The sequence below is a fragment of the Vibrio astriarenae genome (assembly GCF_010587385.1).
Taxonomy (GTDB): Bacteria; Pseudomonadota; Gammaproteobacteria; order Enterobacterales; family Vibrionaceae; genus Vibrio; species Vibrio astriarenae.
In genome coordinates, this window is sequence record NZ_CP047476.1 from 358,930 (window position 1) to 382,314 (window position 23,385).

Sequence of the window (23,385 nt, forward strand, 5' to 3'; positions counted from 1 at the left end):
ATCAACAGGGCATGGGGTGAATGTTTGAGGTCACTGCCCATTCGCAACACATGGAAGTGATTCCGTTTACTTTTGTAGGAACTCACTTATGAAACATTGCAGAACGTTAACTACTCTTGCTGGCGCTATTTTGATTTCAACTAGCGCTTTTGCTAATAACCCATTTGAACACTATCAGTCTGAAAACTCAGCGAGTTTTAGCGGGTATAAACACTTTAATTATGAACAAAATGTCAATACAGATGAACTCCTTAAACAAGGAGGCAAAATCTATTCGTCTCCTGAAGAGATTCACGCCATCCTACAAGGTGGTTTAAAAACTGACATTAATACCGGTGAGGAGCTGTGGAAAGAAGGCTTGATGTTTGATGGTATAGAGCCGATGGATCACATGGTTACTGCTGCAAACTGGTACCCCAGAACCGAAGAGTTACTTCACAATGAAATGCGAGTGACTTACATGGGGACCTCGCCAATGATTCGTCCAGGACAAGCGAATACATCGATTTATGTGGAGCTTGGTAATGGTGATAATTTTGTTTTTGACCTTGGTGAAGCCTCTATTGCTAACTATATCGGTGCGGGGGTCGCACTTAATGAGTTAGACAAAGTGTTCATTACTCATTTGCATGTAGATCACTTTGGTTCTCTGCCTTATTTGTACCAATTCGGCGGTTGGAATGGTCGTTGGGAGAAACCACTAACAATTTACGGCCCTTCTGGTCGTAACCCGGAAGACGGTACACGTCACATGGTTGAGGGCATGTTACAAATGCTGTCTTGGCACCAAGATGCGTTCGACGTTTTCCCTTCGGGCAATGATATTGAGGTCGTAGAATTCGACTTTAAAGATGATGGTGGTGTTATTTATGATGTGGATGGTGTTCAGATATCGCATTGGCGTCGTTCGCATGCAAAAGATGGTGCTTCAGCATACCGTCTAGATTGGCAGATTAATGATGATGAAAACCTGTGTTTTATTTGGACAGGTGATGGTCGTCCAACTGAGCTTGATGTCAAATACGGCCAAAACTGTGATTTGTTTGTTACGGAAGTACAAACTGAGCTGGTAGGTATTGCATCGATTGTGCAAGGGGTTCCTGCCTTTCTAACACGTTACACTATTGATACTCACCATACTTCCGGTTACGCAGCGGGCTGGCTGGCTAACGAAGTACAGCCAAGGCTCTTCATGACAACGCATATGGAGTTTGACCCATACTACAACAATGAGACGGTAGCGCAGGTGCGCGAGCACTGGAAGGGGCCATACCACTTTGGTGCGCCAGACATGATCGTTGCTAACGTGACACCTGACAAAGCATGGGTTCGTGAAGGGATCATTCCTGACTTTCCAAATAACCGCGCCCCACAATTTAACTTGAATGATGGTGAAGTATTCCGTGTTCCAATGCCGAAGAACTCTCGTGCCGACATTCAAGAACAAGAAATTCGTGATTTGGAAATCGATGAAGCGTTGTATTACCCAGAGGGCTACCACCCAGATTTACTAAAAGAGTGGCCATTAGATCGAGATCTAATTGTACCAACGGAAGCGCTTCCAGAAAGCATGAAGCGTGGCATGGGTGAGAAACAAAGAATGGTAGATGAGATGCGTGAAGCCCACGGTTTGGAGCCTCGTTCTGTACACCGAAAGAATTCTTCAGACCCTTACCGAGATACTCGTGAAGGTAATACAAAATAACTAAAAAGAGAGGGGCATTAAATGATGCCCCGAACCTACGCCTTAATTTCGGGACATAAAAACAATGAAGCATATACAATTCATCTTATCACTTATTTCGCTATCCATTATCAACACAAATGCCTTTGCACATGGGAATGTCGATATATCGAATGGTTCACAAATTGATGTTTATGTAGCCAATGAAAAGCACCATGGGCACAGTTCCTCTGACTCAGAGAAAGCGTACGGCATCGAGGCTGTTTGGATGCATGATACTGGCTTCTTTATTTATGCAGAAGCAGAGACAGGAGCACATGATTTTTATCAGTTTGGTGGTGGTAAGTATGTAAACGCGGCAGATAATATAGGTTTATTTGCATATGGTGCTTATGCTCAAGGAGGTTACAACGATAGCAATGAGCTCAGAGCGAGACTAGGAATTGACTATCAAGCAACTCATGAGCTCGGTTTTCATGGTAGAGTCGGTTACGACTATGGGAACAGCAAAACATCTTCAGTTCACGAGCATGAGCATAGCTTTCACTCCCAAAGCATTGAATCAGCCAGAAGCAATCTCGGCCGTATAGATATGGGTTTTAGCTACGAGTTGGGCCAGGTAGCAGAGTTCTCATACAACTACGTGATGCAAAGGCAATTTGTATCTGAGCTTGTGGAGGATAACGACACCAACTTGCATTATGAAGCTCGCCTTACCTACACAGCAACTACATTAAAACCTTATGTAGAGTATCGCCAGACTAACAAGGCATTTGACCAGCATCACTTTGAAGAAAGTACTGTTCAATTTGGTATCTCGTTCAACTATTAGGTTTTCAATTGGAGGCAAGATTTACAATCGGCCCTCATATAAAAGGCTGCATGAACTTTTTGTGTCTTTCTTTAAACATGAGAGATTAAGATCTCGCGCTAGGTTATGAGGGCCTTGTATTTTTTGAGTCTTTAATGAGTATAATAACAGTCGCTACCGCAACAAAATGTTTATCTCCTCACACAAATTCAAGCATTTGCCTTTTGCTGTCAATATTCTGTCCTAGACTCTAGTTTTATTCTCGAGGAAAAGGGGTGGATGCTCTATGTCTTTCTTAAGTCGTTGGTTTGACAATATTTCGATTGAGAAGAAGATACTCGCCTGTTTTTCCATTCCCTTGCTACTACTCATCCTTGTATCTGTGTCGGTACATCATAATACACGCTCGATGGTAGAGGACAGCGATTGGGTCGCCCACACCCATAAAGCGATCGCGAGAGCGCAAGAGCTATTGAGTCTAATCGTGGATAAAGAGACGGGAAAACGTGGTTTTCTGATTACGGGAGACGAAGTATTTTTAGAGCCCTTTAATAAGTCGCTTGTCTTGTGGGATGAGAAGATGGCGGCTTTATCTTACCAGGTGAGTGATAACCCTCCTCAGGTTGAAAGATTAAAAGTTATCGATGATTTACACAGTCGATGGCTTGTTGAAACGGGCTGGAACGAAATCGAACTCAGACGCTCGGTTCGACAAGGTATAGAACCAATGAATAAAGTCATCGATTTAGTCAGAGAAATGAATGGTATGGCAATTGTTGATGAGATCCGTCAGCACATAGATACCTTTATTAAAATTGAAGAACAACTCATAGAGATACGCATTCAAAACTCTCGAGATTCTGCAAACAGAACAACGTTAGTTCTTGTGATGGGGACTTTGTTCGCAGCGATAGTGTCTACAATCGTTGGCTTTTGGACATCTGGACGAGTGAAAAGAAGAGTTGGACTTCTCTTGAAGGCGACGAAAGAGGTGACGCTTGGAAATCTAACCAAAGGTTTAAACACTTTAAGCTCGAGCCATCATTTAAAAGGAAAAGATGAAATAGCGAGATTGACTCTCGGCTTGAAAGAAATGGCCACAAGCTTAGTGCTGAGCGACAAAAACATGCGTGAGTACAATGAGAGGTTGCAGGAGGAAACGAAAAAAGCGGAAGCGGCTGCGGTGGCTAAATCAGACTTCCTTTCAACGATGAGTCATGAGATCCGCACTCCAATGAATGGTGTGATTGGGATGACCAACTTGTTGCTTGATACTAAGTTGGATGAGCAACAGCAGCGTATGACGGAAACCGCGAGAAATAGTGCAGAGTCCTTGCTGTCGATCATTAATGATATTTTGGACTTCTCAAAAATTGAAGCGGGAAAAATTGACCTTGAGATTATCGATTTTGATTTGGGTGAGCTCGTTGAGGACATAGGCGGCATGTTGTACTTTGCTGCAGAGCAAAAAGGCGTACAGCTGATTTGCCCCGCAACACCCATTATGGCGCAGTGTTATCGAGGTGACCCGGGGCGGATTAGGCAGATTTTAAATAACCTGGTTAACAACGCAATAAAGTTTACCGAAAAAGGCGAGGTTGCTGTTTATGTTGATGTCGAAGAAAAAAATCACGACGATTCATTGCTACGTTTCCGAGTTAAGGATACTGGGATTGGCATAAGTGGTGAGCAACAGCGAAAACTCTTCTCACGTTTCTCTCAAGCGGATAGTTCCACCACACGTAAATATGGCGGAACAGGACTGGGGCTTGCCATCAGTAAAAAGCTGACTGAGATGATGGGGGGCGAAATAGGTGTTTATAGTGAATCAGGCGAGGGGTCGACGTTCTGGTTTACGCTTCGGCTCGAGAACTCGGAACAGAACGCCATCGTACACCTGCCTAGCGGTGACCTACGAAATAAACGCGTTTTGGTAGTCGACGATATCGAAACGAATCGCAATTTAATGGCTCAAATTCTGGAAAGGTGGAAGATTCCTCATAAGCTCGCATCGAGCGGCAAACAAGCTTTAGCAATGATGAGAGAGGCAGAACACAAGGGCAGTGCGTTCGATATTGCGATTCTTGATTACCAAATGCCAGAGTTAGATGGGATTGAACTTTCTAAACAAATTCTGGCGGATAACCAACTCAAAACGACTCGCTTGGTCATGTTCTCATCGGTTGCTCAGCGAGGAGATGCAAAGATAATGCAAGCTGCAGGCTTTAGCGGTTATTTGACCAAACCAATGCAACAATCTGACTTAATGGGTGTGTTAGAGAAAGTATCGGGATTAACAGAAGACAGCCCGAAAGAGACTTTTGTGACGAAACATACGCCAAGTACAAAAACGCAGTTTAACGCACGTATCTTAGTGGTGGATGACGTCACCACGAACCAGATAGTGCTTCAATCTCTTCTTAAGAAACATGGAATTAGTGTTGATAAGGCCAAAAGTGGTGTTGAGGCACTGGCTGCTTTGCGAAGCCAGGCTGAGTACGATTTAGTGTTCATGGATTGCTTGATGCCAGAAATGGACGGTTATGAAGCAACTCAAGAAATACGCAACACTGATAATGTAAATATTGATCACTCTATTCCAGTGATAGCAATGACCGCGAATGCGATGCAAGGCGATAGAGATAAGTGTATTGCGGCTGGTATGGATGACTACCTGACAAAACCAATTAACAAAAAAGCGCTAAGTGATGCTTTGGATAAGTGGCTATCGCATTTGTCTCAAGCTGAAGAAATTAATGAGAGCTAGTAGGTATTACTTTGAACTGAATCGCGGCTCAGATTTCTCTTTAGTTACCCTTTGCTTTGCCCTATGTAAATTAGAGAAGAGCATAGGGAGAGAGAAAAATGATTTTAAAGAGAATTGAACAAGTGTTGGATCTCAACAGCTTGTCTTATGAAGCAGGTATAAATGTCATCTACATTAAGCTCGGTGGTGGTGCAAATAACGTCAAAATTCAATATCAGCATTCCGATAATACTTTTCGAACATCACACGGTTTTTGGAATCAAGTGATGGTGTCCTTGTTTACGATCAGCGCCTTTATGATAATTAGTCACGCGATACCAGGTTGGAACTACTCTTGGTTGATTTTGATACTTGCTGTGAATTTCTTGAGCGCGATGGTGATACAAATTATCACTGAAATTCGGTTATTAGATTTGAGGGCGCAGCTCAGAGAAGTTGGTATATACCTGACTCCTGCGAGTCAGTTTGAGTTTCGGAAGAGCAAAGTTGGACAGTGAAGTGTGTTCATTGGTGGAGTCGACCACCTAATGGTGAGGCATAAACGCCAGAGGATTATGCCTCAGTTCGATAATGGGTTGAAATAGCGCGTTAAATTTACGCAGCATACTTCGACAACTCGTGTGGGTAAACACGCATGCCGCTCAGTGTATTTTCGTACACAGACAATTCGTTGATGTATGACCAAGCCGTAATGTCTGTCCCCGTTTGTGCTGCAAGACGCATAATCATATTGTCGATATCACGACCAGCATAGTCTTTCTGTGGCACGAAGAGTTGTTTGATTACTGTTAACATAGTAAAGCTCCTTTTTGTAATTAACTTTCAAATCTGTATGTTAGAAACAATAGACTAAAATCATTTTGTGATCAAGGTTTGGTTTTACGTGTCATTAAATGTTCATGGATAGTCTTTTATTTGTAGCCAAATGACGAATGGTTACAGTTTAGTACGGGACAGCTCGAGTTTCTTTAATCATTTGTTGTGAATTTTGAATCGTGACTAAAAGCTGAATGTGCCGGTACTGGTGATGTTAGGCGATGTCTCTTTTTGAATAAGTCGCAATTTAGAAGCACATAGAAAGTTGCAGGTATCCCTCGCTTTTCTAAACTTTAGCGCTAAAAGCAGTCGGTCTCATAGCAACATGAGTCATTACAATAATTATGACTGCCGTGTAGTAGCGATAGTCAGTCGGCCTCTTAAAACAAAGTTATTTATACCGAAACAGCTTAGGAGAGCGACCATGTATCTACGGGACTTTGGAGTCGTTAAGTTCGTCTTATTGTGTTTGATGATTAATTCTGGAAGTGCTTTGGCTGCGAAGCATAATAATGAACAAGTACGTCCAGGAACCGTGCTGTACAAGTTAGTTGAGGGGGCTGAGCCGAATCAAGTTCGGGGCCTTAATGCCATACTAAGAGGGCAAGGTTTGGTAAGCCAAGTCGTATTGGATGGTTCACAAATTGCCATTGCAACCTTTGACCATAAGGGTAGAGAAAAGGCAATAGCGAATATTTTGAAAAACAGTGGTTATGTTGAGTTTGCAGAGCCTGATGTGGCCGTTGTACCGACCATTTCTCCCAATGATACTTATTTCGATAACCAATGGCATCACACTGCGGTGAACAGTCAACAAGCCTGGGAGGTGACAACGGGCAGTTCTTCAGTATTGGTCGGTGTGTGTGATACTGGGTTTGATGTTGAACATCCAGACCTCAAAGATAATCTAAGGATCGATCTTGCTTATAATGCAGAGGACGACAATACCAATATCTTCGATGCCGATGGGCATGGTACTGGCTCTGCAGGGACACTAGGTGCATTAGGTAATAATGGAATAGGTGTGGCAGGGGCAAACTGGAATGTCGACATAATTCCTGTGAGGATTGCAATCAGTGACGAAAACAGCTCTGCTTACATTTCAACAATGGCAAAATGCATAGAATATGCAGCTGACAACGGCGCTCGTATTGTCAACCTGAGCTATGGGGGTATTCAATATGCAACGATTGATGCGGCTGCAAAATATTTGCGAGCTCGAAATGGCTTACTGTTTATGTCCGCAGGTAATGATGGCCAAGAGTTTGCTTCATACCCTGATTATGAAAGTTTCGTAGGTGTTGCAGCAACGGATCAGAATGATGAAAAAGCGAGCTTTTCAAATTGGGGTACTTTCGTCGATATTACAGCGCCAGGAGTGAGTATCGCAACGACATACCCAGACAACCGTTATGTGTACTACAGCGGTACGTCATTTTCGTCACCTTTGACGGCTGGTATTGCTGCCCTCATGGTTGCTGCTAATCCAGAAATCACTCCGAAACAAATTGAACAAGGGTTGTTTTCAACTGTTACTGATCTAGGCGCTTCTGGAGATGATGTTGTATTTGGGCACGGTTTAGTTAATGCGTTAGCCGCAGTGAACTATGCAAGTAACTTAAATAGCTACAGTGCTCCGCAGTCAACAATTACAATCGATAACTTTAAGTCGGAATATAATTTAGATGAGTTGATTCATTTTAATGGCAGTACTTCGTCTGATGCAGATGGCACAATACAAACCTATTCTTGGGACTTTGGTAATGGAGAAACTGGCGAAGGCAGCACATTCTCGTATAGTTATGCTTCTGCGGGTACTTATACGGTTACTCTGACTGTCCAAGATGACGATGGATTGAGTGACTCTACGACAACAGAGGTGGTCGTTGTTGATTCAACTGTTCTCGTAGCGCCATCGGGATTGATAGGCGACGTGACAGGGCCTAATGTCAAATTAACATGGCAAGATAATAGTTCGAATGAAAATGGCTTTTTGGTTGAGCGTGGCGTAAAACGACGTGGCCGTATCAATTTTGAAGAGTTAGAAATTGTACCGGCTGGTGAAACCACTTTTACCGACACTGTTGCATCACCCGGAGAGTATCGCTATCGCGTAAGTGCTGTGAATGCGTCTGGTTCAGCAACCTCTGACACTATCGTCGTGTCGGTTACAGACACCGAGCCTTCACCTCAACCTGGTACGTTGCCATCACCAAGTAATTTATCAGGTACATTGTCTAACAATGTCGTAATGCTATCTTGGAATGATAATTCAGAGGGTGAGTTGGGCTTTATTGTTGAACGAGGCCGGAAAGAGAAAGGGACTGTCAATTTTTATGAAGTGTTTAGAACACAAGATGCAAATTATACCGATAATATCAGTGATCTTGATGGCGGCAATTATGGTTATCGAGTGAAGGCGTATAATGATGCTGGAGAGTCGGGTTACAGCAATACAATGGAATTTCGTAAAAAGTAGTCGTTAGTAAATAAGCATTAGTGAAGCGCCAAAACAAAATAAAGGGATGAACACATCCCTTTATTATTTCACACTCTTAAGCGTTTAACACAAACTGCTCAATACATACCGCAACACCGTGCTCGTCATTACTTACAGTGATGTGGTCAGCAATCTGCTTAGTCTCTTCCATCGCGTTTGACATAGCGATACCTAGACCAGCGTATTTCAACATGTGGTGATCGTTTTCTGCATCACCCATGGTCATTACTTCTTCCTGTTTAATACCCAAGTGCTCAGCAATGGCAGCGACACCGATACCTTTATTTGCTGAAGGGTTTAGGAACTCTAAGAAGAACGGTGCACTTTGTACAACAGTGAACTCTTCGCGAAGCTTAGGATCAAGTTTTGAAATCGCTTCCGTCAATGCTGCTGGCTCGGCAACGATCATCGCTTTAATAATAGGGTGATCATCTGAAAGTGATTCAAAGTTCATCTCAGTGATATCAAGACCATTAATGTTCGCCTCGATATCCGTGTATGGGTTGTGCTCGGTGGTAATCAGACCATGTTCGGTGCTGAATGCGTGAACATAAACGCCTAACTCTTTTGCAAGACGCGCAACGCGTTTTGCATCTTTGCCAGTGATGGTTTGCTGGTGAATGATTTCACCTGTCGCAATGTTCTGCACCATTGAGCCGTTGTAGCAAAGGATGAAATCTTTGTCAGAATTAATGTTCAGAAGCTCAAGCTTGTCGAGCATGCCTTGCATCGGGCGGCCTGAGGCAAGAACGACCGTCACGCCAGCGGCACGCGCTTTTGCAATCGCATCTTGGTTTTGTTGAGAGATGGCTTTGTCGCTACCCAGTAGCGTGCCATCCAAGTCTAGGGCAATGAGTTTGTACATCTATACTTACCGAACTGAAAAATAAAAAGAATCAAAAACTGGTCAGCATTTTACCGCGATTTGTTCATTTCGGGTCAAATACTTTTATTAAGTTTTCATTCACCACTGAATAAAATAAAAAAGAGCCCCGAACTGGGCTATGTCAGTCCGAGGCTCTTGTCCACACGTTATGTGTTTGGTTAAGGCATTAGCCTAAGAAAGTACAAGGAATTTCGTTAGGGTAACGCTCTGAAGCAGGTTGGTTGTAATCAATCTCTTCAACACCCAGTAAGTTCAATACTTGATACAGAGTTTTGCCCACGTGACCAAAGGCAATACCCGCATGGTGAGGGTAGCGTTTTTGGATAAGGACGTGGCGGTAGAAACGCTTCATCTCAGGAATCGCAAATACCGCGATTGAACCGAATGACTCAGGGTCGATGTCAAGAATGTTGCCTTGTGCAACGTAAGAACGAAGCTTGGTATCAGCCGTTGATTGTAGACGGAATAGGGTAACGTCTCCTGGCTTGATTTGGCCTTCTAGCGTACCGCGTGTGATGTTTGGCTCTTCGGTTGGTTCTAATAGGCTGTGCATGATTTTTTGGAACCGCAGCTGTGAGTTCTTCATACAGCTTGAAGCCGTATTACCACAGTGGAAGCCCATGAACAGGTCTTTCTCTGTGTAGTCTCCCATGATCTCTTGATTCGCTTCAACCATGTCTTTTGGCACCGTGTTATTGATGTCAAGCAGTGTAGCTGGGTGATTGGTCGCACAAGTGATCATGTACTCAGACAGCGCACCATAGATGTCAACTTCACAAGCGACTGGAATGCCGCGTTCAGCTAGGCGAGCGTTTACATAACAAGGCACGAAACCGAAGAACTTCTGGAATGATGGCCAGCACTTATTGGCGAAAATACCGAACGTAGAGCCACCAAGGTTGTTCTTATGGAAATCAAGTAGAGCCGCTTCGTATTGAGCCAGCTTAGGCAGTAGATCTGGGTATGGGTTGTTGTCACCCAACTCTTTTTCCATGTCCGCGATGATGGCTGGAATATCTTCATGACCTTCTGCTTCAAGGTACATGTCGTACAGGTCTAGCTCACTGTTTTCCATGATTTCAACACCAAGGTCGAACAGGGCTTTGATTGGTGCGTTACAAGCGACAAAGTCTTGTGGGCGAGGGCCAAAACTAAAAATTTTAAGACCTTTAAGACCCAAAATAGTGCGAGCGACTGGGACGAAGTCATCAATCATGTCAGCAACTTCAGTAGGTGTGCCCACTGGGTACTCAGGGATATGTGGACGAATGTTGCGTAAACCCGCGCTGTATGAAGCGTTCAGCATTCCACAGTATGCATCACCGCGTTGATCTGCGAGACATGATGTTGACTCTTCCGCTGCCGAAACAAACATAACAGGGCCATCAAAGCGCTGTGCCATCTGTGATAGCGGGCCTTCAGGTCCAAAGTTACCAAGATAAATAACCAGTGAATTAAGCTGCTTAGCCGTCGCCTCTTCTAGTGCTTTCACCATATCGTTTTCATTTTCGATGATGGTTTCTAGCTCAATAATTTCGATATCTTTTTCAGTACACGCTGAAACCACCGCCTGACGGCGTTGCTGTGACAGTGATAGTGGGAAACAGTCACGGCTCACCGCTACGATACCCATTTTAACTTGTGGAATATTAATCATAGTATTGCTCTCAGTATTAGATGCCGCTACATAACGTCTGCTTAAGGCTTGTAGCGACGGATTGTTTATAGGCGAGATGAAAGGGCTCGCTGTTATTTTGAAATTTGGTAACTCACGCGGTGACGATACTGCTCGCCAGCTTCATACATACAGGTTGCTGCGTGACTCATGTTGACTTGGTCTGGGTAGCATTGGGTTTCGAGACAGAAACCTGATCGTTTGCCGAGTACTTTTCCGTTATGGCCGATTTCGTTTTCGATGAAATTACCGGTGTAGAACTGCATGCCGATTTGATCACTGTAAACCGACAAGGTTAAGCCTGAGTCTGGGTCAGTGACGGATGCATTTTTAATGATCGGTTGGTCTGCATCGACACCATCAAAACACCAGCAGTGGTCATAGCCACCCGCCATAGATAATTGTTGGAAGTCTGAATCGATAGATTGACCAATCGCGACAGGTGCTCTGAGATCCAATGGAGTAGCTGCGACTGAGCGTACTTCTCGCGGAATCGCCTTGCTATCGACGTGTAGGTATTTGTCGGAATGAATTTGTGCAATATGGTCAAGAACGTTATCGGCATCACCAAGATTGAAGTACGAGTGTTGCGTCATGTTTAGAGGCACTGTTGCATCAGGAATCGCAGAGTACTCAATATTGAGGTGGTCGCTGTCTGTCAGCTCATACACAACCTTAAACTGAATATTCGCAGGGTAGCCCGCTTCTTCTGCCTTCATCGCAACAGAAAGTACGATTCTATTATCGAACGCCTGTTCAACAGCCCAACGTTTTGCACCAATGTTGGCAGAAGCACCATGAAGGTGGTTGTCGCCTTCATTATTTTCTAAGTGAACAATTTGCCCTTGGTATTCATAACACCCATTAGCAATGCGATTTGCCCAAGGGCCAACCACACAACCAAAAAACACACGGCCTTCAATGTATTGCTCTGGTGTGTCATAGCCCAAAACGATATTTCGGCGCTGCTCGTGTTTGTCTGTGGTAAAGAAGTTAACGATGATGGCACCGAGATCTGAGATATCTACCTGAGTACCATTTCGGTTGGTGAGCGAATAGAGCGAGTATTCACCCCAAACTTTTGGTTTTAATGCTTCTTGTTGTGCCAACATAATAATCCCTCGCTTTAGTTAAGGCTATTTTGGCTTGGAGCAGCTCGTAGGCGCTATTACGTTTCTTGAGTAACGTTTTCACAAAAATCACTATGTTGATAGGGGTCATATAAATTCCGCTGATATCACCAATTTTTACGAAATAGCGTCAATTGAAAGACAAAAAACAGAATATTCATCACTCGTTACGTTATCTGTTTTCCCGATGTGAACGGTGTTGTTGTCTAAATTCGTTAATTAATTTGTTCGGTGAATGTTATCTTATGAAATGCGTAATTTGATATTTCATCTATATCAGTTATGACATTGTTGAGCAATCCATCAGTTTACATAATTCAGTCTCTAAAAAGTTCTCCAGTAATACGGACGTTGCTGAACATCAAGGTGGAGACAATCATGGAAATGAACAAAAGAATTATCGCTTTATCGGGTGTTGCAGCTTTAAGCTTCAATGCGGTTGCTGAAGAAGAACTACAAGATATGTCTGATCCGCTCGCGGTTTATACCCAAGCTGGTATTGGCTACACAGATAAAGGCCTAAACTTAAAAGTGGGTCAAGCCTACGACACGGGCAATCCAGATACGATGGGCATGCACGTTCTAGAGTTCAAAGGCATAATGGGTGAAGACCTTGGCTGGAATGGTGACGCACGTCAGGGCAACGATAACAGCATAGATAGCTTCCGCTACCGTCATTTTGGTGTGGACTTGACTAATGGTCGTGGCTCACAGGTCGATGTGAATATGGCTTTCAAGACAGATAATGGTACACAAGGCACTGCTTCTTATAGCTTTATCCAAGCTCTACCTAAAATGGGGCCTGTAAACCTTTACCCTCTAGCGGGTGCGGGTGTGGCTTTTGGCGATACGTTTGACGCCGACCGTCCTGATGCTCAAGCACAAGACCGTTGGGATATTCACGGTACGTTTTACGTCGTAGGTATGTACGGCAAAGTAGAGATTACCGACAAGATTTGGCTGAACTACAACCCAATGTACATGGGTACTATGTCAGGATCTTCAGCATACAAAGATAACGGCTTTGGCGTGGGCAACGACACTGTATTCGCTCACGAAGCGGCTATCTCATACCAAATCAACCCTCGCTCAAATATCCGATACTTTGCGAACTGGACGGAATATACAGATTTTTCCGACGGTGACCATCGCATAGAGTACAACTACCAATTTTAAGTGTTGATATACAAGAGCGCCTGAGCTCAGGCGCTTTAGTTTAAGTGGTTATCCCAATAAGTTTATGAACAAAAAGTTATTGGGATGAGTTCTTGCGACTTGTCCTGCTTATTCTGATGGAACCAAGAGTAGCAGTTTGTCTATGATAGCTTTGCTTAGCCTCATTCACTTCAATTTGTCAGAGAAAGTGAATGAGGTATTTTTTTATCAATGACTTGAAGAGGGTGGGAGGACTTTTTCTATCAAAGACTCAATCCAGTGGAAGCGCGATGATTGAAGGAATCGGCTGTTGTAGATCAAACCAAGGTCTAGTTTGTTATATGTGGTCTTTTCATGAACTTTGATTAAGGCGTAATTGTCGTTTGGTAGTGATTCCAAGATGCTCATAGGGCATACAAGAACGGCGTCTGAATGACGGATTTCTTTGAGGAGAGGGTTGATATTTTGCGACCGCATGCGTGGCTTAAAGTGCTTGAATGCCTGAAGTTTCTTAACAATCATCTGGTCAGAATTAAATTCAGGAACAATCAGACCTAACAGGTCAAGATTCGCAAAGTCATCGAGGTCTAATACTGCGCCTGCTCTTGGGTGATCTTTCCGGCACAGACCTTGAAAAGAGTATCCACCCACTTTGACTTGTCTGAGTTGCTTGCTGACATCTAACGGATAAAAGTTAATTGCAAAATCGAGTTCACCTGTGAGTAATTGCGTTGCTGTTGTGACGGTGTAACTGTGCAGCTCGATAGTGACATTGGGTGCTTGTTCCGATAGCGCTTGTATGATCTTGTAACCGTGCGTTTCCATGATAAACGCATTGAGAGCGATGCGAAGCGTGCCATTCAATTCCTCAGGCTTAAATTCCGTGCTTTGAAGGCTGACTTGAAGTTCATCTAACAATCGTGGAAGAACATTCGCCAGTTCCTCCGCTTTGGGGGTAAGTGTGAAGCCTCGTGACTGACGAATGAACAGTTGGTCACCTATCTCACTGCGTATCTTAGCAAGGTTACGACTGACAGCAGGCTGGCTAGTACCCAGTATTTCCGCCGCTTTGTTGGTGTTTTGCACCTTAAGTAACACGATGAGGGTTTTGAGTAGGTTTAAATCAAATTTAGCAAGATCCATAGTGACGTTTCAATGATATAACCAAAATGATATGTCGATATTAGAAGATATGGCTCTAGATGCAATAGGAATACGAATAGAAAAGATAAAAGCCGCAAAAGGGTATGGCACCCGTTTGCGGCGTAGCGCAGCCCGCTTGGCAATAGACTGCTAATTAGTGAATGAACTGCTCGCGGATGACCGTCACATTCTGATTGCTTATCTCACCTTGTTTGTAGATGGTATCGAGCTTTTGAGCGATGGCGATATTGCTCTTTAACAGCTGGTCTGTCTCTTCAACATGTGAATCAATGTCTTGAATATTGTTCAAGATGCTCACCGTTTGCTGGTTTGCGTTGTTCATTTCTGATGACGCAATATTCACATCTTGAGAAATCTGCGTTATCTGTTGGAGCAAGCGCGCCACACTGTCACGTGAATCGTTCAGAGAAGTTTGAGTGTTTTGCGCTAGCTTTCGCACTTCATCAGCGACAACAGCAAACCCTCGACCGTATTGGCCAGCACGAGCTGCCTCAATACTGGCGTTAAGCGCCAGAAGGTTAGTTTGCTCGGCGATTTGCTCAATGATGCGGAAAATGGCTTCAATCGTCGAAAGATCTTGTTCCGCTTTCGTCACATTATCAGTCAGGCTACCCAACTGAGTTGAGAGAGTCTGAATCGACTGATTGAACGTAGCAAACTGAGCGTTAAGTTCACGACTATCAGAGTTGATGGCTTGAGTTTTCTCTTCAGCCTCTTTTGATAGCGAAAGTGACTCGTTTGCTACCGACATTGCACTTTGGCTGGTGGTGATCAAAGTCTCTTGCATTTGACTGAGTAGCTTGTTGGCTTGCAGTTCGAGCTCTAAGAAATAACGAGAGAATGAGGCATACTGGGCAACGAAGTTGTCGGTTTTGGTGCGCGAGAGGTCTCCTTTACGATAGAAGAACAGAGCGCTGAGAGTTTCATTGACGTTGACGCCACACAGTTCACCAAACGTTGAGAATCCCGCGCATGGGAAATCATCAAAGGTATTCAATCGATTAAGAGCACTCTGGTTTTTAAGTCGACGAAGCACACAATCAAACAAGATACCGCTGACAGGTTCTTTGTCACGCGGGTTGAAAGCATCAAAGTCTCGCTGTGTCGTGGCGATGAAGTCTTTGCTCTTCATTAAGTAGAGGTTAGTCGCCAATGGCAAATCACAGAAGAACGAGAGTGAGCCATTCTCAATGTCGATGCTTGCCACCGAGCGAATGTAATACGTGTCTTTTACTTTAATCGCAAAGGTGTAATTACCCAATGCTTGTTCAAGTTGTTCTGGTCGGCATTGCAAGTGTGTGCAGAGGGCGTCAACAAAACCAATCATGTCAGTGCCATCGCTGCTCAACACCTTGTTTACGCTACGAAAAGCAGGGTTCGCATCAGTAATCAACCAATGCTTCGTCGTGGGTTCATAGTTGTGGCTGGTGAATAACTTGTATTGATAGTTCGGATTTATCTTAACAAAGCAAAGGATCGCCTGTGTTTGGTAGGTTTTATTGCGGGTCGCAATGGTCGTTTGATTGTTGCTTAAGTCGTTACCTGCAGTGCCACCTACGAATGGAACAGCAAACTTGGCTTGTTGATAGACGGCTTCCATCAACCAGCTTTCGCAGTTAGTAAATCCATTGACCAGTGTGAGTGCGAAGGTGTCTTTATGATCAAGTTCAAAACTTGGTTGAATCGCATTGAGTTGCTGAACGATGGCTGCGACACGCTGGTCTTTGGTTTGGGTTTGTTCCTGGCGAAGAATGTCTTGGCAAGGAAGATTGACGGTGTGGCAAGAGACATCTTCGATAAGTTCTTCTGAAAAAATTTGCAGTACGATGTCGCTAGAGCGTTGGGTTTGATAGGTGTCGTCACTTAGGCTATTGAGTTGACCGGATGTGGTGGTTAAAAGAATTTCTCCACTGGTTATGCTGGCGAGTTTATGCCGGACGCGGTCTATATCAGATTTACAAGGAAGGAAGCCCAAAATCAAACTCGGCTTGCCCACAGACGCGGTTAGGGCGGTTTCGTCAAGATTAAGTAGGTCATTGTAGCTAAGCGTTAGAACCTTTGAAGGTTCTAGTTCTACAGGCTGAGCCTTGGCCTGGTTTCGTTTTAAAAAGCGCATAAGTAACTCAAGTTGTTTTTTTGAAAATCAACTCAACTCGTTAACCCTGAGACACCACACAGAACGCTAATCCTTAGCGGTTCTTACAAGCTTATATAAACAAGATGAATTGTTCGCATGTATTTGTAAGAATAATTATATGAATCGTGTTTAACAATTCGATGACATTGTAATATTTACTTACATTAAATGATAGTAATATCAGTTAATTAGGTCAGCATCGTACTTTGTAGGCCTTCATTGTCATATTTTTAACCATTGAAAAACTTAAGGTTAGAGCAACGACCTAATGCTGAAAATACTTAAAAATGGAATTTAGTGTAAACGTTTCCACTAGCGTGACGTCAGTCACAAACAACCTTTGAATTCTTGGCTAGAATCATACTCAGTGAATTGGGAGACTGACATGAACGTATTAGTAACGGGCGGAATGGGCTACATCGGTAGTCACACATGTGTCCAAATGATTGAAGCAGGCATGGAGCCGATCATTGTTGATAATCTCTGTAATGCCAAATCTGAAGTTTTAAACCGTATTGAAGCACTCACAGGAAAGCGCCCGACATTTTATGAAGGCGACATTCGAGATGAAGCGTTTTTAGACAGCGTTTTTCAGAATCATGATATTAGTTCAGTGATTCATTTTGCAGGACTTAAAGCTGTTGGTGAGTCAGTCGCTAAGCCGCTTGAGTACTATGACAACAACGTGAATGGGTCGTTGGTACTTGCTCGCTGCATGCGTAAAGCTGGCGTTAAGAGCATAGTATTCAGCTCCTCAGCAACGGTTTATGGTGACCCTGAAATTGTACCAATTACAGAGAACTCACCAACGGGTGCAACGACTAACCCGTATGGCCGTAGTAAGTACATGGTAGAGCAGTGTTTATCTGATCTATTTACAGCAGAAGATGACTGGAGCATTACACTGCTTCGTTACTTTAACCCAGTCGGTGCGCACCCATCAGGCACCATGGGAGAAGACCCACAAGGTATCCCAAATAACTTGATGCCGTTCATTGCACAAGTCGCGGTTGGACGTCGAGAAAAATTGGCTGTGTTTGGTAACGATTACACTACGCCGGATGGCACAGGTGTACGAGATTACATCCACGTGATGGACCTCGCAGATGGCCATATTGCAGCACTGAAAGCAGTGGGTGAAGAGCGTGGCTTACACATCTTCAACCTAGGTACAGGTAAAGGCTCTAGTGTTTTAGAGATGGTTGCAGCCTTCAGTGAGGCCTGTGGTCACGATGTCGCTTATGAAATTTGCCCGCGTCGACCTGGTGATATCGCAGAGTGTTGGGCAAGCACAGAGAAAGCTGAGAAAGTACTGGGCTGGAAAGCGACACGCTCGATAGCCGCAATGACACAAGATACATGGAATTGGCAATCTAAGAACCCTCAGGGTTACTAATAGTTGTAGAGTTTAGAGATAGAGCAATGTCGAATACAGAATTTAACCCAGTGGATCATCCACACCGTCGTTACAACCCATTGACTGGTCAATGGATTTTAGTGTCACCACACCGCGCAAAGCGTCCTTGGAGTGGTCAGGATGAAAAGCCGTCTACTGAGCAATTGCCAAGTTATGATGGTAAGTGTTTCTTATGCCCAACCAATGAGCGCATTTCGGGCGATGTAAACCCTGATTATCAAGGCACTTATGTGTTCAATAACGATTTTGCGGCTCTGATGACGGACTCTCCAGATGCGCCGGAATCAGACAACCCGTTGTTTAAAACACAAGGTGTTCGCGGATTGAGCCGAGTTATCTGCTTCTCTCCCGATCACAGTAAGACTTTACCTGAGTTGCCTCTTGATAAGATCCGTGGCGTCATTGATACATGGGACGAGCAAATCGAAGAGCTAGGTAAGGAGTATGTTTGGGTACAGGCCTTTGAGAATAAGGGTGAGACGATGGGCTGTTCACAGCCACACCCGCATGGCCAAATCTGGGCAAATAGCTTTCTACCGAACGAAATTGAGCGTAAAGAAAAAAATCTAAAAGCTTATTTTGATGAGAACGGAACAAACCTGTTGGTGGACTACGTTCAAGCAGAAATCGAAGATGGCTCGCGCATTGTTGTTGAGACAGAGCATTGGGTCGCGGTTGTCCCATATTGGGCAGCTTGGCCGTTTGAAACCATGTTGCTGCCGAAGACACATATTCGCCGCATGAGCGAATTGTCTGATGAGCAACGCGACGATCTTGCATTAGCGATCAAAAAGCTGACTAGCCGTTACGACAACTTGTTCCAGTGCTCATTCCCGTACTCTATGGGCTGGCACTATGCGCCATTCTTTGAAGAAGGTACTGATATCGATCACTGGCAGTTGCATGCACTGTTCTACCCACCACTACTGCGCAGTGCGTCAGTCCGTAAGTTCATGGTGGGCTATGAGATGTTAGCAGAGTCTCAACGTGATTTAACGGCTGAGCAAGCTGCGCAGCGCCTACGTGATTTAAGTGATGTTCATTACAAAGAACAATAACAAATAAAGAGCCTCGCAATGGCGGGGCTCCAAACTAAAATTTAACTATCGAGTTTATTGGGGACGAAACTATGTCTGACTTAGTCCAAAAAGTGAGAGCTTCATTTGAAGCGGTACTAGGCTACGAGCCAACACATTTTATCCAAGCGCCTGGTCGCGTTAATCTGATTGGTGAACATACAGATTACAATGATGGCTTTGTATTGCCTTGTGCAATCAACTATCAAACCGTGGTTGCAGCAGCGAAGCGAGAGGACAATATTGTTCGCTTGGTTTCTGTTGATTATGACAACGCGACCGATGAGTTTGACCTTACGAAAGAGATCGAATTTCAACAAGACAAAATGTGGGCAAACTACATTCGTGGTGTTGTGAAGTGCCTACAAGACAGCCATTTTGAATTTAAGGGCTTTGACCTTTCAGTGAGTGGTAATGTCCCTCAGGGTGCCGGCTTGAGCTCGTCAGCGGCATTGGAAGTGGTGATTGGTCAGACAATTAAAGAGCTGTACGACCTAGATATTACCCAAGCAGAGATCGCGATTAATGGCCAGCAAGCTGAGAATGAATTTGTTGGCTGCAACTGTGGCATCATGGACCAAATGATTTCAGCAGAAGGGCGTAAAAATCATGCACTTCTGTTGGACTGCCGTTATTTGAAGACGCAAGCGGTGTCAATGCCTGAAGACATGTCGGTTGTGATCATCAACTCAAATAAAAAACGTGGCTTGGTGGACAGTGAATACAACACACGCCGTGAGCAGTGTGAAGAAGCCGCACGTATCTTTGGTGTTGAAGCGCTGCGTGATGTAACTATTGAACAGTTCAAAGCGCGTGAAGCTGAACTTGACCCAATGGTGGCAAAACGCGCTCGTCACGTGATTACCGAAAACGATCGTACTGTTGAAGCTGCAGAAGCCCTGCGTAAGCATGACATGAAGCGTATGGGTGAATTGATGGCCGAATCACATGCTTCAATGCGCGATGACTTTGAGATTACCGTGCCTGAGATCGATACCTTGGTCGAGATTGTCAAGAAAGTGGTGGGTGATGAAGGTGGCGTTCGCATGACGGGTGGTGGTTTTGGCGGTTGTATCGTTGCACTTGTTCCACCAGCACTGGTCAGCGACATCAAAGCGGCTGTAGAGCGCGAATATGAAGCGGCTACGGGTTTGAAAGAAGACATTTACGTTTGTCAGGCGAAAGATGGCGCTGGTCTTATTGCATAATTTGCGTTTTTCTTAGAGCTTGATTTGAATACTAAGCCTGCTACCTCATTCTCTCCGGTAGTGGGCTTTTTTGTGTCTAAGTGATTGATAGCTATAAGTAGGTTACTAAAAGTTAACTGCTTGAAAGGTCGAGATTCTGTGCATATATTTACTCTAAACCGACAGGATGAGGAATAAAAATGGCACATTCAGTGAAACTTAAAGCGGGTGATTCGTTCCCAGCAATGACAGCAACTTTGCTTGATGGTTCAAGTGTTACGCTAGGCAAACCCCAAGGAGAGGCAACTTGGCAGGCAGTCTTTGTTTATCGTGGCAGACATTGCCCACTGTGCACTAAGTACCTCAACGAAATTGAGAGCTACAAACAAGCGTTCGCTGATGCCGGCGTGGATATCTTAGCGGTGTCTGGTGATGCCAAACATCAGCTAGAGAAGCATTTAGAAAAAGTGGATATCAGTTTTCCGATAGCTTACGGATTGTCGGAAGAGCAGATGAAAGAGCTGGGGCTGTATATCTCTATTCCGCGTTCTGAGCAGGAAACCGATCATAACTTTGCCGAGCCAGGCCTATTTGTTGTCAACGAGCACGGTAATGTTCATGTGGTTGATATCTCGAACAATCCATTTGTGAGACCCGAGCTAGGAGCCCTAACACGTGGCCTATCATGGATTCGTGACCCAAATAATCACTACCCAATTCGCGGAACGCTGGATTACTAGGCAATGCTATCTTGAAGTCATATCCAAAGCGGATATCTAAAGATAAAATTCTGAGTAGGGGGTTGGCATTCTATCTGATAGAATCCAGCCCCTTTGCTATATTTAGGCGCTTGATACGTCTAGTTGCTATAGTGCTTACACATACTCACGACTTGTTTTAATCTCACCGTTAGTGCCAGTCAGACAATCAGGAACTCGTTATGATGACAGATGAAGAAAGAATTGAGCTTCAGCAGAACAATCCACTACATGGATTGAAACTAGAGACCTTGCTCAAAGAGCTGGTGGATTTTTACGGCTGGGATATTCTTGATGCGGCAATGAGGTTCAACTGCTTCCATACTAACCCATCAATTGCGAGCAGCGTGAAATATCTGAAAAAGACAGATTGGGCACGTGAGAAGGTAGAGAACTTTTATCTGTATCGCTTTAAGCGTATGCCACGCGCTTCAGCAGAAGAGTATGACTTAGCACCGCGTGCACGAACCTTTCCTCATGGTTTGCAGTCCAAAGAGCCAATGGAGCTAACGGTAGACTCTATTTTGAAGTCACAAGCAAAGGCAGCTTCTGCTTTCAAAGAGCGCTCTTCTCGCGGTCGTCCATCTCGGCGTTAAGCGGTTCCATCCCAGCTAAAGAAATAAAGAGGCCGAAGCCTCTTTTTCTTAAGTTCATGAAAAGTGTCGTGATGAGACTAACTATTAGTGAATTGAAATATAGCCTTTTTCATCGACAAGTTGTTGAGCTTCTTTACTTTCCATCCATTGAAGGAACTCAGTGGTACGAGCGTTAGGTTGGCCTTTGTATAGCACTAAAAATGGGCGAGCGACTTTGTAGCTGCCGTTTTTAACATTGCTAATTGTCGCCTCTGTTTTATCAACAGCGAGTGCTTTAACGGATTGGTCAACCGTTCCTAAAGAGATATAGCCAATAGCGTATGGGTTCGAAGCGACTGATGTTTTCAATGCACCGTTTCCATTTGCTACTTGCGCGTGTTGTGAAATAGCAGACACTTTTTGGCCATTTACTTTTTGTTTCAGGTCCATGATGTCTTCAAATGCACCGCGAGTGCCCGATGCTGTGTCACGGGTAATCGCTACGATTGGTTTATCAGCGCCACCCACTTCTTTCCAGTTTTTAATCTCACCTTTGTAGATCTCTTGGATCTGCTGTGAAGTCAATTCTTTCACTTCATTGTTTGGATTAACCACAACAGCGATACCATCGCGAGCAATAACTTTTGCTACTAGCTCTGGCTCTTTTTCTGAATCTTTTAGTTCACGAGAAGCCATGCCAAGGTCAGCGGTGTTTGATTTTGCTGCTTTAACACCAGCACTTGAACCAGGGCCTTGCACTTCAACGAAGATTTCCGGATGAGCTTTAGAATACACCTCGCCGAATGTTTCCATTAATGGCGTTACCGAACTAGAGCCAACAGCAGAGATAGTATCTTGAGCCAATGAAGCACCAGTAAATGTGATAGACGAAATAGCCACTAGTGCAGTGATAAAATTCTTTTTCATAAGATTTCCATGTGTGTTGTTGTGTTTCAAAATGTAACTTATCGATTGAATGTGACGAAAAGAAGTCAGATGAAAAAGAGTGGTTATAGATTGACATGGATCAACTTATAGCATTGATCAAAATGAGGTTTAGTGAGCTGTTCGTGCTACAGGACGGGTTAGCTGACCCAGATGCGAGTTTTTTTGGAATGGTGGGCTTTTAAATTATCTTGCGTTAAGCGATGCTGGTGATTTCTCTGCCATCTTGTAACACTTCTTCAATCTCCGCACCATCAAGCATTTGCCCTAGTGGAGATCGAGGAGTGATAACAACCACACAATCGTTAGCAAGTTTGTAGCCACCACATACAGGTAAAAACCAGCAAGTCATGCCGTCTGAGAGCGTGACAATCGCACCCAGTTTGATCTCATCTTCTTCGTTGAAATCAATAAGCGGCAGAGCCTTGAGGCGATTAATGGTCATATCGAATTCAGCCACACGTTGCGATTGGCCATGAGCTAAGTACGCGGCCTCAAGCCCAACCGTATCGTATTGTGTTTCTGCAACACTCTGTTCATGCGTAGCAAGATCATGGGCGGTATCCGCCGCATCCAACGCATTTTGGCGTTGAGTGGAAAGGATTTCTAGAAGCTCGGTTCGCAGTTGTTCTTTATTGTGCATGATATCGAAGTATTACAAGAGAAGGGGACATAGTAGCGGAATGGACGTGATAGTGCGAT

General features: G+C 44.2%; 19 protein-coding genes. 11 read left to right on the forward strand and 8 right to left on the reverse strand.

Annotated features, from left to right (window positions below; all coding sequences use genetic code 11):
• Positions 1-88: 88 nt before the first annotated feature.
• The 4 genes from gntH to GT360_RS16120 all read left to right on the forward strand — a co-directional run bounded on the left by gntH (position 89) and on the right by GT360_RS16120 (position 5,759).
• On the forward strand, positions 89-1,705 hold the full coding sequence (gene gntH, locus GT360_RS16105) for a guanitoxin biosynthesis MBL fold metallo-hydrolase GntH (protein ID WP_164649987.1): 1,617 nt from the start codon (positions 89-91) through the stop codon (positions 1,703-1,705).
• Between the two features lie 64 nt (positions 1,706-1,769).
• The gene (locus GT360_RS16110) at positions 1,770-2,516 is read left to right on the forward strand and encodes a hypothetical protein (RefSeq protein ID WP_164649988.1); all 747 of its coding nucleotides are present in this window, start codon (positions 1,770-1,772) and stop codon (positions 2,514-2,516) included.
• 265 nt (positions 2,517-2,781) lie between these two features.
• Positions 2,782-5,262, forward strand: a complete 2,481-nt coding sequence (locus tag GT360_RS16115) for a response regulator (protein WP_164649989.1) — start codon at positions 2,782-2,784, stop codon at positions 5,260-5,262.
• Positions 5,263-5,360: 98 nt separating this feature from the next.
• The gene (locus GT360_RS16120) at positions 5,361-5,759 is read left to right on the forward strand and encodes a hypothetical protein (RefSeq protein WP_164649990.1); all 399 of its coding nucleotides are present in this window, start codon (positions 5,361-5,363) and stop codon (positions 5,757-5,759) included.
• 97 nt (positions 5,760-5,856) lie between these two features.
• On the opposite strand, the gene GT360_RS16125 is transcribed toward GT360_RS16120, so the two are convergent.
• On the reverse strand, positions 5,857-6,057 hold the full coding sequence (locus GT360_RS16125) for a hypothetical protein (RefSeq protein ID WP_164649991.1): 201 nt from the start codon (positions 6,055-6,057) through the stop codon (positions 5,857-5,859).
• Between the two features lie 445 nt (positions 6,058-6,502).
• Here GT360_RS16125 and GT360_RS16130 point away from each other — a divergent pair, with 445 nt between their 5' ends.
• On the forward strand, positions 6,503-8,557 hold the full coding sequence (locus tag GT360_RS16130) for a S8 family serine peptidase (RefSeq protein ID WP_164649992.1): 2,055 nt from the start codon (positions 6,503-6,505) through the stop codon (positions 8,555-8,557).
• A gap of 76 nt (positions 8,558-8,633) precedes the next feature.
• On the opposite strand, the gene GT360_RS16135 is transcribed toward GT360_RS16130, so the two are convergent.
• The 3 genes from GT360_RS16135 to GT360_RS16145 all read right to left on the reverse strand — a co-directional run bounded on the left by GT360_RS16135 (position 8,634) and on the right by GT360_RS16145 (position 12,251).
• Positions 8,634-9,443, reverse strand: coding sequence for a Cof-type HAD-IIB family hydrolase (locus tag GT360_RS16135; RefSeq protein ID WP_164649993.1), 810 nt, complete (start codon positions 9,441-9,443; stop codon positions 8,634-8,636).
• A gap of 187 nt (positions 9,444-9,630) precedes the next feature.
• The gene (locus tag GT360_RS16140; RefSeq protein WP_164649994.1) at positions 9,631-11,121 is read right to left on the reverse strand and encodes an L-fucose/L-arabinose isomerase family protein; all 1,491 of its coding nucleotides are present in this window, start codon (positions 11,119-11,121) and stop codon (positions 9,631-9,633) included.
• A gap of 92 nt (positions 11,122-11,213) precedes the next feature.
• Complete coding sequence (locus GT360_RS16145; RefSeq protein WP_164649995.1) at positions 11,214-12,251, reverse strand: aldose epimerase family protein; 1,038 nt, start codon at positions 12,249-12,251, stop codon at positions 11,214-11,216.
• Between the two features lie 396 nt (positions 12,252-12,647).
• Here GT360_RS16145 and GT360_RS16150 point away from each other — a divergent pair, with 396 nt between their 5' ends.
• The gene (locus GT360_RS16150) at positions 12,648-13,445 is read left to right on the forward strand and encodes a hypothetical protein (RefSeq protein WP_164649996.1); all 798 of its coding nucleotides are present in this window, start codon (positions 12,648-12,650) and stop codon (positions 13,443-13,445) included.
• Between the two features lie 207 nt (positions 13,446-13,652).
• On the opposite strand, the gene GT360_RS16155 is transcribed toward GT360_RS16150, so the two are convergent.
• On the reverse strand, positions 13,653-14,567 hold the full coding sequence (locus GT360_RS16155) for a LysR family transcriptional regulator (protein ID WP_164649997.1): 915 nt from the start codon (positions 14,565-14,567) through the stop codon (positions 13,653-13,655).
• A gap of 154 nt (positions 14,568-14,721) precedes the next feature.
• Positions 14,722-16,704 (reverse strand): methyl-accepting chemotaxis protein, encoded by a 1,983-nt coding sequence (locus GT360_RS16160; RefSeq protein ID WP_164649998.1) that lies wholly within the window; start codon positions 16,702-16,704, stop codon positions 14,722-14,724.
• 406 nt (positions 16,705-17,110) lie between these two features.
• Here GT360_RS16160 and galE point away from each other — a divergent pair, with 406 nt between their 5' ends.
• The 5 genes from galE (at position 17,111) to GT360_RS16185 (ending at position 21,759) form a co-directional block, all read left to right on the forward strand.
• Entirely contained in the window at positions 17,111-18,121 is a 1,011-nt protein-coding gene (galE, locus tag GT360_RS16165; protein WP_164649999.1) for a UDP-glucose 4-epimerase GalE, read from the forward strand.
• A 26-nt stretch (positions 18,122-18,147) separates the two neighbouring features.
• Positions 18,148-19,200 (forward strand): UDP-glucose--hexose-1-phosphate uridylyltransferase, encoded by a 1,053-nt coding sequence (locus GT360_RS16170; protein WP_164650000.1) that lies wholly within the window; start codon positions 18,148-18,150, stop codon positions 19,198-19,200.
• Positions 19,201-19,271: 71 nt separating this feature from the next.
• Positions 19,272-20,426 (forward strand): galactokinase, encoded by a 1,155-nt coding sequence (galK, locus tag GT360_RS16175; protein ID WP_164650001.1) that lies wholly within the window; start codon positions 19,272-19,274, stop codon positions 20,424-20,426.
• Positions 20,427-20,605: 179 nt separating this feature from the next.
• Complete coding sequence (locus GT360_RS16180; RefSeq protein ID WP_164650002.1) at positions 20,606-21,145, forward strand: redoxin domain-containing protein; 540 nt, start codon at positions 20,606-20,608, stop codon at positions 21,143-21,145.
• Positions 21,146-21,345: 200 nt separating this feature from the next.
• Positions 21,346-21,759 carry a VF530 family protein gene (locus GT360_RS16185; protein ID WP_164650003.1) on the forward strand — a complete coding sequence of 138 codons (414 nt, stop codon included), beginning with the start codon at positions 21,346-21,348 and terminating at the stop codon, positions 21,757-21,759.
• An 84-nt stretch (positions 21,760-21,843) separates the two neighbouring features.
• Here the strand turns inward: GT360_RS16185 and GT360_RS16190 are convergent, their stop codons facing one another.
• The gene (locus GT360_RS16190) at positions 21,844-22,665 is read right to left on the reverse strand and encodes a phosphate ABC transporter substrate-binding protein (RefSeq protein WP_164650004.1); all 822 of its coding nucleotides are present in this window, start codon (positions 22,663-22,665) and stop codon (positions 21,844-21,846) included.
• Positions 22,666-22,879: 214 nt separating this feature from the next.
• Positions 22,880-23,326 (reverse strand): hypothetical protein, encoded by a 447-nt coding sequence (locus GT360_RS16195; protein ID WP_164650005.1) that lies wholly within the window; start codon positions 23,324-23,326, stop codon positions 22,880-22,882.
• Positions 23,327-23,385 lie beyond the last annotated feature (59 nt).